8 protein-coding genes and 1 pseudogene are annotated in these 9,278 nt (G+C 63.2%); 5 read left to right on the top strand and 4 right to left on the bottom strand.

The features are described 5' to 3' along the window. The first annotated feature begins 39 nt into the window (after positions 1 to 39). Positions 40 to 705 carry a hypothetical protein gene (locus tag ACGF7Y_RS22955; RefSeq protein WP_393236622.1) on the top strand — a complete coding sequence of 222 codons (666 nt, stop codon included), beginning with the start codon at positions 40 to 42 and terminating at the stop codon, positions 703 to 705. A 4-nt stretch (positions 706 to 709) separates the two neighbouring features. Next, positions 710 to 1,156, top strand: a complete 447-nt coding sequence (locus ACGF7Y_RS22960; protein ID WP_393236623.1) for a YbaB/EbfC family nucleoid-associated protein — start codon at positions 710 to 712, stop codon at positions 1,154 to 1,156. A gap of 118 nt (positions 1,157 to 1,274) precedes the next feature. Here ACGF7Y_RS22960 and ACGF7Y_RS22965 read toward each other — a convergent pair whose 3' ends face one another. The 4 genes from ACGF7Y_RS22965 to ACGF7Y_RS22980 form a co-directional block, all read right to left on the bottom strand. Continuing rightward, the gene (locus tag ACGF7Y_RS22965) at positions 1,275 to 1,889 is read right to left on the bottom strand and encodes a hypothetical protein (protein WP_393236668.1); all 615 of its coding nucleotides are present in this window, start codon (positions 1,887 to 1,889) and stop codon (positions 1,275 to 1,277) included. A 219-nt stretch (positions 1,890 to 2,108) separates the two neighbouring features. Next, entirely contained in the window at positions 2,109 to 2,513 is a 405-nt protein-coding gene (locus ACGF7Y_RS22970) for a hypothetical protein (protein ID WP_393236669.1), read from the bottom strand. Between the two features lie 1,035 nt (positions 2,514 to 3,548). After that, entirely contained in the window at positions 3,549 to 4,313 is a 765-nt protein-coding gene (locus ACGF7Y_RS22975) for a hypothetical protein (protein ID WP_393236670.1), read from the bottom strand. Positions 4,314 to 5,462: 1,149 nt separating this feature from the next. Then, entirely contained in the window at positions 5,463 to 5,588 is a 126-nt protein-coding gene (locus tag ACGF7Y_RS22980; protein WP_393236671.1) for a hypothetical protein, read from the bottom strand. 6 nt (positions 5,589 to 5,594) lie between these two features. Between ACGF7Y_RS22980 and ACGF7Y_RS22985 the strand changes: the two are divergent. The 3 genes and pseudogenes from ACGF7Y_RS22985 to ACGF7Y_RS22995 all read left to right on the top strand — a co-directional run. Further along, positions 5,595 to 6,338: pseudogene (locus ACGF7Y_RS22985) on the top strand (toxin glutamine deamidase domain-containing protein); the annotation flags it as partial. Positions 6,339 to 6,441: 103 nt separating this feature from the next. Beyond that, the gene (locus tag ACGF7Y_RS22990; RefSeq protein ID WP_393236672.1) at positions 6,442 to 6,975 is read left to right on the top strand and encodes a hypothetical protein; all 534 of its coding nucleotides are present in this window, start codon (positions 6,442 to 6,444) and stop codon (positions 6,973 to 6,975) included. A 221-nt stretch (positions 6,976 to 7,196) separates the two neighbouring features. Continuing rightward, a partial coding sequence (locus ACGF7Y_RS22995) for an HNH endonuclease (RefSeq protein ID WP_393236663.1) occupies positions 7,197 to 9,278 on the top strand: 2,082 nt, incomplete at its 3' end.

Below are 9,278 nucleotides of genomic sequence, written 5' to 3' on the forward strand. Positions count from 1 at the left end.
AGTGCCTTGCGCCGTCCGGAAGCATTGCAGGGAGTGGTGATGGCACCGACTGGGCCCGAGGATCTCCACATCTCCGACAATCCCTATCCCGGTCGCAGCCCTCTGCCTGCGTTGACCGAGAGAGATTTTGCCTGGGCACAGGTGAATCCAGGCAAATGGCAATACTATGTGGATCCGCGAGCCGACAAGTCGGCTGTGCAAGAGGTCAACGTGCTCGGTGGCCGGCTGGCTGACGACAAAGGTGGGTTCACCGACGTCTGGGTGAATCCGGATTTCACGCCTATGTCGGAATCGGTCGATATCCAGTTCGCTACCGAACTGGAGTTGGTGCTATGGCGATTGAGCTGGGGATTCAACGATCTCGGTCGATTCATTGATGCGTTCAGTCGTAGCGAACTCCTCGTAGTGTTGCCCGCAGACGATCCGCAAGGCGATAAGGGATGGCCGCTGCGCTCATCGCGCGGCGAATTGATTTTGGACGTTTACACTTCTGCGGGAAGGTTGCCGCCGGACGTTAATCCATGGCTGCGGAGAAAAGCTTCCGGCCGGGAACTGCTTGAGCGAGTGTGTCCAATGGAGAACGTGTACATATCTTTCCATTCCGGCAACGACGCGAACCCGGTGATACCCGGCTCGGATATGGTGCGTTTTTGGCGCGAATGGTGCGATGTCCAAGGTGCCACTGCGGACCCCGAGAAGAGGTGACCGAATGAGCCAGTGGGAGCGCGAGGAGATACGGTCGGCCAATGTGGGACTGCATTCGGCACTGGATGCAATCCAGGACGAATTCAACCGTGAAATAGAGCAGCTCGGTGAGATTCACGCGAAATTGGCGGCGATGAAGGTGCATGCGACGTCACCCAATAATCTCGCACGGGTCACCATGAACTCGTCAGGTGTGGTAACCGAGATAACCATCGCCGACGATGCCTTCCGCCGCAGCACTCCACGGCAGTTGAGCGAGGACCTCAACGCCGCGATCCGCGGCGGTGTCGAGGCGGCGGACGAAGCCCGCGCTCAAGTACTGGCGCCGATCAAGACGGCCGTGGACGGAATGGCCGATCTCAGCGAAATTCTGCCTGGCATGCCCAATCTGCGAGACCTGCAGGCACGGCTGTCGCAGGGAGCGACGGCGCCCGGGCAGCAAACACCGTGAACCGCAACCTGAACTGAAACGATGAGTGCTAGCGCTGTGTCGCGCGTAGCAGCCTCACTGAACCGATGGAGAGAGCGTGACCGGATTGTGGGCGGATCCCGACCGTCTGCGTGCGATTTCACCGCAGTTCGAGCAGTTGGGCGATGATGTCAACGCCGCCTTGGAGCGACTGCGGCAAGGAATTCAGTCCGAAGGACGTTGCTGGGGCGGTGACCATTTCGGAAAGCAGTTCGAGCAGAAGTACCCCCCGGGGGACGGCCAAGGCAGTGTCGGGGAATGCTTGGCCGCGCTGGGCCAGCTGATCGACACGCTGAAGGCAACCGGCGACAAGATCACAACGACCGCCGATGGACTGCAAACCCAGGATCAGCACAATGCTGATCAGCTTCGGCGGAAATAGCGAGGAAGCAGACGCGTGACCCTGTGGCGACCGCCTGTCCCTGATTTCCTGCTGACCTTCCTTGCTGGGCATTGGCCCGAAGGCGATGAAGACGCGTTGCGACGAGTAGCCGACCATTGGTCCGATATGGCCGACGAATTGCGGGAGCTGCAACAGCCTGCGGACCAAGCAATGAACGCCGCGCTGTCGGCCATAGACGGCCGAATCCACGACGCGATGGCCGGCTACTGGCAGGACGTCACCGGCGGCGACGGCAGTGATCTGCAGTCGCTGATCCGAGCCTGCGACAACTTCGCCAAACAACTCGAGCACGGTGCCACCGATATCGAGCACGCCAAACTCACGATTTACATCGCTCTCGGCACGATGGCGGTGATGGCTCTGGTGCCCGGCGTCGGCGCCGTTGCCGATGCCGCAGCTGCCGCGGTGGTCAGGCTCGTGATCCGCAAGGCAGCGCAGGAATTGATCGACAAGCTCGCTACCAAGGGGGCGATGTTCCTCGCCGAGCGAGTCGGTTTACAAGTGGCCAGCAGGTTGGGCGCGAACACGGCCTCACAGCTTGCCATGAAGGTCGGCACGCAAGCGGTGATCGGCTCGGCATTCGTCGCAGGTACGGACGTTGCCGCTCAAAGCATCGAGGTTGCCGAAGGCCATCGTGAGGGCGGCATCAACTGGAACTCGGTCGGCACCTCGGCTGTGGTCGGAGGCATCGCGGGCGCAGTCGCCGGACCCCTGGCCGAGAAGGCCAGCCAGGGCCTGGCCGGGAAATTGGGCACCGACATCGAATCGAACGCACTGAGTGGAGTGCTGACTCGCGGTGTCGGTGCGGTCCCCGCCAACATCGCCGGGAATATCGCCGGCACAGCTGCCGTCTCCGGCGGCCACGTCGATTTGAGCACCGTGGCAGCGGGAGCCGGTGGAGGCTTCGGCCGGGTCCCCGCCGACGCGACCGTACATGTCGACGGGGCACCCCACATCGACACCGCAACCACAACCACAACAGACACCTCCACACCGGTCACCAGCAGCAAACCGTCGGTCGAGTCGTTGTCACTGACCGCCGACGGAAAACCGGCGGACACGACATCTGCTGCTACCCAGTCTGCTTCGGCAGCGGTGTCCGACCCGGCTCGTCAGCAAGCAAGCGTCACACCGGCCACCGCGGGAGTGCACGGAACAGCCGCCGAGGCCTCAGCGCCGGTTGCTAGTCACACTGATCCAACCGCACCACAACCGGATTCAAAGGCAATAGGACGCACTACTGAAATTCAGGCGATGCCTCGGGACTCCGGCGCTGCCTCCACCAGTAGCGCGCCAGCCCCACCGACAGCCGGCCACGGCACCCTAGGACAACCGGCATCGGGCACCAATACAGCGCATGCGCCGGACCGCCCCGCGGCGCAGACACCAGCGACACCAGCGTCAAGCGGAACCGTTCACCCCGGAGACCGCCCGGTACCGGCAAATACAGCTCGGACTCCGGCCGACACGCTCCAGCGGCCGGAAAACACAGCTCGATCGGAGGCATCTGCTTCGTCGGCCGACCACCCCGCGACATCGCCACGAGCAAGGGAATCCGTTGGCTCGCCCGGCAACATCGACCCCGACCGGACGGCCTCCACCCGGACGGAGCACAACAACGCCAACGCCGCGCCGCAGCGGTCCGATACCACCTCACACCCACCAGCGGACCGCACACCCTCTATCCGAGCCGACACTCCCACACAAGCGTCACGCCCCGTAGATATCGCTGGTCCGCACTCAGGCCAGCATGAACCCATCGGGGGGCCTGGTGTCCCGGCCCGCGGCGGGACGGATCACGCTCCAGGCCGGATTCGTGAAGATCTTGCTTCGGCACGCGATGATCGCAACACGGTCGACAACGGTCGCCGACCCGATGCGCCCTCACCAAACCGGGAACCAACTGGTCGTGCACTGGGGCCCCGCGAACCAGCTGATTTCGCAAGTGTGGCACCGGAGCGGCTTGCGTCCTCACACGAGTCGGTCGAACTGACCCACGATGCCGTTCGGGTCATCGAAAACTACGCGGACCGGCGCGGTCTGAGTTTCGACGACGTGGTCCGTGACGTCCACGACGGCAAGCTGAGCGTAAGCCGATTCGATGTCTATAAGACCCTGCCCCAGGAGCCACTCCGCGAGACTCCGGACAAGCTCGATCAGCACTATCTCACCGAGGTGGTTACCGACAAGCTCGGCAATCCGCTCAAACGGCGGCGTTACGCAAGCGTCGAACCGGACGACTTCACACCCGGGTGCCCAGAGAGCGAACTGCCCCGGCACCTGACCCGGACCATGCCAGGTGAGGCACTCGACCACGCGGTGACACCAGTAGATCCGTCGAAAATCGTGGTAAGCCACGATGGGGACGGTCTGTCGCCGGTGTGGCGAGACCTCAGTGCCCAAGACGCGTTTCTGGACGCCAAGAACGCATTGTTTCGTATGGATTCGCGCGGACCCGAAATCTTCGGTCCCGGGTTCCAGCCGCGCGACCCGAACAACCTCAATATCGGCGCGCACGTCGGCGATACCGGCCCCGGGCACCGTGACGGCTACGTTTCCCTGTCGAGGAGTCCGGAGCGCACCATCGCTCGCGAGCGCAATATCGCGCCCGATGACCTGAACCGGCTCGCCGACCTGGGCAGGCTGCAACAGCTGCCTGACGGCACGTTCCGGCAGATCCGTTACATGCACGAGCTGTACCATCCACACGGCATCGATGTGGACGCGACCTTCCACGACGCCACCGCATACAGCCCGTACCACAGGGGCAGCCACAAGGAAGCCGAGATCCTGGCGCCCGGCGGAATCTCAGCGGACACCGTCTATCGAATCTGGCCCCGAGAGATCATCGTCGATGCCCACGGTCACACGATATCGGTCAAGGTCGGCGAGCCGATCTACAACCCGAGCTTCGCGCACGTCGACAATCCTCGATTCGCTGTCACACACGACCTCGACCGAGTCGCCGCCGGTAACCGAGGCGCAGATCGCCATTCGGCAGGCGTGGAGAGATTCGAAGTCCAACCCGAGGCCCCGGGCAAAGGGCGAGGAGCGGATTGGGAATCCGCCGGTGCACACACACCGGTGTATTCGGAAGCGTCTGAACGACAACACTATTACGATGCGAACGCATCGATGGCGGACGCGCTGGTCTCCCGGACCAGTAATGGGGATCCGCAGCGCTGGGCGCATCAAGATCCGAACTATGTTCAGAACACAAGTCGCTTGCCGGACTGGTGGCCGCAGGCCGACCAGCCTGCTGCGGCACAGACATCACACACAACTCGAACGCCGGAATCGCTTCCGCCAGCCATACCTGCGCCCGAGTCGCGACCGCCGCTGCCCCTCCCGGAGTCGGCTTCGATTCCAATGCGCGCCCCCGAAGCCCCACTGCGCACCTTCGAAGCAATTCCAGCCCCGATGCGCGCGCCTGAATCACTGTCTCCGGGGAACGCGATGCATACGGATTCAGAATCGCGCCTCGTTGCACCGTCGTTGTTGCAAGCACCACATCAGCCCGTTCCGCACCCCCCCGTACCGACAGAAGGGGCCCGGCCGACGCCTGGCCCACCGGACGCCACTGCCGCACCGAGCGAGCATTCTTCCGCATCGACACATCCAGTCCCGCCGTCTCACCCGGCTCCTATGCCGCCCCGTCATGATTCGTATTCAGCCCATGGCCACGAAGTACGCCAGGAGCGAAGCGGAAGGCGATTCCCTGAACCAGCAGCGAAACCGTCCGCGCCGCGCCCTGCCCGTGACTTGCCCTACGAGATACGTCGCGGCAGCGATGCATCCGGCCAGCCGGTGTCCGAACTCGTCGTACGGGTGCATCTCACTCAGAGCCCGGGAGTCTCCGATGCGCATATGCGACAGGTAGCCGATTCAGCGTGGGCGGGAGCGGAAATGCTCCGTTCCGTTCGACAGTTGCTGAATGGCGATCTGCTGCGGTTGCAGGTCGAGTTCGTCAATGATCCGGCCCGCGCCGACCTGCGCGCGGTCGTCGACCACGACGCCATGCCCGGGCGCGGAGCCTGGCCGGTCGACTCCTCGCCGACGACCCTGGCCCAGCGACTACGTGAGCACCTCGGCCTGCCCTCCGGCCATACCGACGAGATAGGCCTCGGTCCCACAGATATCCGCCGGATCAGCGATGAGCTCGCCGCAATCAACACCGATGCCCCGCTGCGCGGACTTCCTGACACAAGGGACCTCGGACCAGGCAGGCTTGCTCCGCTCGAGGACCCGTCGTATCAAGCGTATGTCGCGGATGTCTTGCGCGACGGCGATCATTTCGTCCAGTGGGCTGATCCCCGCACCAATCCGTACGGGCAGTCGATCAACGACGGTGGGCCGAGCGTTCCGGGCCGCAGCAACAACTGCGGCGAAGCCATCCTGGCAGGACTGTCATCGTTCCACGGCGACCCGCAGATCGCCCACCCCAGGTATCCGGACCTGCTGCCCGACGGCAGCCGCGACAACCACAGTCCCGAATCCGGGGTGATCGACAGAATCAGCAGCTGGCTCGGCGGGGAATGGCAGTCTTTCGGCCACGGAAGGGATGCTGCCGACGGGTTCGGCTCCATACATGATCTCGTCGCTTCACTCGGACCGGGGTCGTCGGCGGCGGTGGCGGTCGGCTACCACGCTCACGACCCGGAGACCGGCCGACCTCTGCACCATCCCGACGGCAGCCCGGTGATCGAAGCGGGCCACGGTGTGCTCGTGGTCTATCCACGCGATGCGGAGGGCCCGGTGTGGTGGGACCCGCTCATGGCACAGACCTTCGATCGGCCGCCAGCGCATCTGATCGCGAACGCGGGAAGCATTCACGCCATACCCCTTCTACAGGATGCGAGCCCATATGTCGGTCGAGCCGATTCTCACCGCGGAACAAGCCAGGCGGTACCTGATCGAAGCGTTCGGTACGACCCGGGAGTATCGGATGTACCCGTTCGACCTCGGTTGGGTGGTCTATCCGATCCTGTCGGGCGAACAGATCAGCCGGGGTCAGCACATCGGCCTGACGAAAATGGTGCTCGACGCCCGGACGAGGGTGATCACCGAATTCCCCAGCCTGCCGGTGAACATGGTCGCCCAGATGTACACCAAGGCGATCCGCGAGCGCACCTCGATCCCCGGCCGTCAGGTGTATCCACCTTTGATTCGCCTGCATCTGCGGCGCATCCAGGAGAACTCGGGCACAGTGGAGTACCTCATCCGGCCCGAGTCCCGGAACAACCCACACCAGCCGACCGCAGACTACCTGCTGCTGATCGACAAACACACCCGGCTGCCCCATCCCTCCGGCACAATGACGTCGATGGCAGCCTCCTGGATAGACGCACGCCAACGCACGGACGGGACCTGGCCGGAACAAGCGACCATCGAGTACTAGGTCGAGATCTACCGCTCGACATCGGTCACGTAGAGGAATCGACCGGCTCCCACGACCGTATCGGCGCGTCCGACCCTCTGGAACAGCGACCCGCGTCCGGTGCCGATTTCCGAGGTGACGGCGAATCGGTTTCGCGGCAGGAGCACACGCCTGCATCGACATCCCCCCCGGACCGGCTCCACCTCGCCGAAACCCTCGCCTTGCCCCCCGCAAACGGCACTGTGGCGGAGACGATCGCGAGCTTGGGTCGCGACAGGGACTGGGCTGCGCAGGCATACGACGCCATACGAAATGCCGACGATGTCGACAGGATCGCCGAGCACTTGGAGGACGTGCGCCGCCCCGACGGATCGCCCTACACCCGCGCCGACATCGAAGCCGTCAAAAACCATGTCTTTTATGACGAGCATCTGCTCGAGGCGGTCGACGGTGGACACGTCGAGGGACGCTTCGAGGCGCACCCAGAGATCGCGGAGGCGTGGATTCGGCTCAGATCCGGCAGACATACCGATTCCGACCTGTTGCTGCTCGAGCACGAACTGGCGGAGCATCAATATCTAGCCGCGCATCCCGAAGCAAACTACGCCGATGCGCACCGAGCTGCCAACACGGTGGCCGATTGGGAGCGAAGCAACCGACCCCGCGGAAGCGGGGATTACCACTGGGACGGGCCGGATCATCCAAAAGACCACCTCTCAACGGTCCAGGAACCAACGGGCGGTAGTCGGCCGGTTCCCGGCCAAACGGGAGCCGAGTCGATTCCACCGCCGCGATACCGAGTCAATCGAGACGACGGCGAATTCTACGTATGGGACATCCCGTACGGCTCCAGTCATGGCGAAGGAGCGAGCCAGCCGATAACGCCGGACCTCCACAGGGCCTTCAATATCGGTGGCAAGTACGACCCCGCACGTCCCAAAGCATTGTGCTCATATTGCAGACATAACGAGGCGACACAGGTCGATCACGTTCTCGCAAAATCTCGGGGCGGGGACCTTACACCAGACAATTTGGCGCCTGCCTGCGATCATTGTAACAACTCGAAGAACGATAGAAGTGCGCCCCGGACACCTGCGGATGGATACGAAGGAGTATTCCCACCTTCCCACTGGCCAGAGGAGATGCGCGCTTCGGTTGCGGGGGAGCCGTACGGGCACTACCCGTCGATTCAGCGAGAGGTGCGCACTACACTTGAACATGCCCGCGAACAATTACTAAGGAACTCTTCGCAGACTGCCCGTGAGTACGCGGACGCCAAGGGGTTGAGTCCAGTTCGCAGAAAACTGTGGGAGTCGGATTATCGCAAGCGGATCAACGAGCAGATTGACGACCTCCAGAATGTCATGGAAAGGGCGATCCATCATGCAAGTTTCGACCCCAATTCCTATCGGGCTTGGTTGAGCGATGCCGAGAAAATTCCGATAGATATCCAAAAATATTCAAACCGGGTAGAGCGCGTCGTGTTCATCCGCGATGCGGGACCGGATGGGGAGGGGCTTCTGCTGAAACTGAACACGAAGGAGCGTTGGATTGCCGTCGCACTTCAGGAAGCACATGCAGGAAAAGACCCTGTAAATATCGCACGGCGGGCCGACAATGCGATGTCGCCGAGCGAGCGCGGACGGATCCTGGTGGATAACTATCAGGACGCCCGTGACTTCGGCCTCGGACGAGACGTTCCAGAGTGGGCACCGGATCGCGGGAACCTCCTAGCTGAACGACTCGCCGAGAGCGCTCTTGAGCGCACCGCGCGAGGAACGGAGAAGCCGCAGGTGGCGGCGCCCCACCTGCGCGGCCCCGAAGAGCGGGCGACGATGTCGCTGGCGGAACGCGCGCAAGCACGTGATCAAGCCGCCCGTGACCGCGATGAACGGCGGCTGGCGCTCGACTATCGCGAGCAGTACCGCCGACAACGCGAGCCGGACGAGCGCGATGAACTCGAGGCCACGTTGGACGCCAGGCAACGCAAGCGCGACGAGCTCGAACAGCAGTTGGACGTACGCGAAGGCAAGCGGGACGACCGCGCACGTGGGCCTCTTACCGATGCGGTTCGGGTCCGGGACGAGATGGAACGCGATCACGATGAACGATTGCGAGCCAACCTCGAGCGTGAACAGATGAGAGATGCGCGCGAGTTGGAGCGGTTCGAGCGCGCCTCTCGCGGTCAAGACCTGCCTGAACACGTTCGGGAATTCGACAGCCGAATGCGTGAACTCGACGGACGCGAGCATGTCCTCGACATCGCCGAACGTGAGCGGATCGAGCTCGAACGCGCCGACGTGCGTGAACAAACACTTACCACG

It is taken from the genome of Nocardia sp. NPDC047654 (assembly GCF_043205035.1).
GTDB lineage: Bacteria > Actinomycetota > Actinomycetes > Mycobacteriales > Mycobacteriaceae > Nocardia.